Origin of the sequence: Capnocytophaga sp. oral taxon 332 str. F0381, assembly GCF_000318275.2 — a bacterium.
GTDB lineage: Bacteria > Bacteroidota > Bacteroidia > Flavobacteriales > Flavobacteriaceae > Capnocytophaga > Capnocytophaga bilenii.
Genome location: NZ_KB291280.1, coordinates 1 through 1751, shown reverse-complemented (window position 1 = coordinate 1751; position 1751 = coordinate 1). Strand labels below are relative to the sequence as shown.

Below are 1751 nucleotides of genomic sequence, written 5' to 3'. Positions count from 1 at the left end.
CCTCACTATTTAGCATAGTTTTCCCTTTTTTTGTCTCACTGTGCAAATCCCCTTCAATCACCTCAGTTAAAGCACCATTTACATACACAAACATATCTCCACCAATATCACTTCTCTTAGCCTTTCCAGCCGTTTCAGTGATATTTACATTAGCATCTAAATCAATGCTATCACTTGCCTTTAAGTTGATGTTCTTAGACGTAATATTAATCGTCTCAGGAGCAGAAATCTCAATGTTTTTTCCTTGAGTATCTAACTTAATCACATTGCCATTCTTATCAGTAAGTAAGATACTTTCATCTTCGGTTGAGACTCTGGGTGAAGAAGTAAAAGAAAGTATAATTTGTTCTTATTTTATTTCCCATATGATAGGATACTCTCTATTCAGCTTTTCCTTATATTTTATATTATAATATCTTTTAACTTCTGAACTATTATCCAATACATTATTTTTACTCAAAATTATTTGTAATCTTAAGATTTTTTTAGAATTTAAAGGTTTGTATTTTTTTATTTGTTTACAATTCTCAGGGAGACAAACTTTTACCTTATGTATTAATCCATTTTCTTTTTTTAAATAAAAATTTATTTGTATAAAAAAATCTTTTCTTTTAATTCTTGTATTTGGATTATCAAAAGTATATTTGGAATAATAAAAATCTTTTTCCCTTCCGAAAAGTACAAATATTGTATCGCACCCTTCTCTAAAAGGAATATGATTCAGTATCGAATGATGTATATTCGTCAGTGTATCTATTGTTATTAGATTTTTATCGATTAAATCCTTTCTATTATCCTTGATATTAATTGCTTCCGTAAAATTCTCTCTACTAAACGCATTGATAAAATCTTTAAATGGTGTTTCTGCAACATAATAATAAGTTTTTTCTCCTTGCACAACAATGTTATATTTCGATTGAGAAAACAATATTATTGGAGATAAAAACAAGCTCAGAAATATAATAATTAGTTTATTAGAGTGCCTCCATTTGCTCCCTAATAATATCCCATTGCGATTTAAAAAATGACTTTCTTTTGTGCTTATTTTTGTCTGTATTTCCTGTAACTTCAAAACGATCTCTATTTTCATAGTCCATAATATTATCTGTATAACCTTTGTAAAAATAAAATTCTGATTCTTTAGAAAATAAATGAGATAATCCCATATTGTGACCTAATTCGTGTGCAATTGTTGAAGACTCTAGTTTTTCTTTTGTAAATGTAATTATAGCATTTCCCATAGGTTCTTCTGTTATTAAATATGCAAAAGAATCCACATCTATCGCATCTATTTTAGGAATATCATTTTCAAGATAAAAACGCTCTTTACCTTCTGTGTGCTGTACAAAAATATCTATGAAAAATAAGAATTTATTTATGTTATTAGCTCCTCGTATTGGTAGTCTTGTATTCCCATAAGTTTCATATAATGATAATAAATCGTCTCGGAAAATTCTAATATCTCTAATTTCATTTCCAGCAACTCTAAACTTGTAGTTCTTATTATCAGATGCCTTTAATTCCTTTACATAAGGTTCTTTATTAAGTTGGTATTTTTCTATAAGCGTTTGTCCTTCCTGATTACGATGTTTTCTTAAATCAAAATATTCATAAGATTTCACCTCACACTGTGTGAGAAATTGATTTAAAACATATGTATTTAGATATTTCTCAAGTTCTATATTAAACAATTCAGCGGTGATAAACACAGAAAAAGTGGCATTACCCTTCATTTCTGTCATATCCTTGCT

General features: G+C 28.2%; 3 protein-coding genes. All 3 read right to left on the bottom strand.

What is annotated here, in order from left to right:
* On the bottom strand, positions 1–265 hold a 265-nt coding region (locus tag HMPREF9075_RS03340; RefSeq protein WP_009415087.1), incomplete at its 3' end, for a hypothetical protein.
* Between the two features lie 84 nt (positions 266–349).
* On the bottom strand, positions 350–898 hold the full coding sequence (locus HMPREF9075_RS03335) for a hypothetical protein (protein ID WP_009415086.1): 549 nt from the start codon (positions 896–898) through the stop codon (positions 350–352).
* Between the two features lie 76 nt (positions 899–974).
* A partial coding sequence (locus HMPREF9075_RS03330; protein WP_009415085.1) for a reprolysin-like metallopeptidase occupies positions 975–1751 on the bottom strand: 777 nt, incomplete at its 5' end.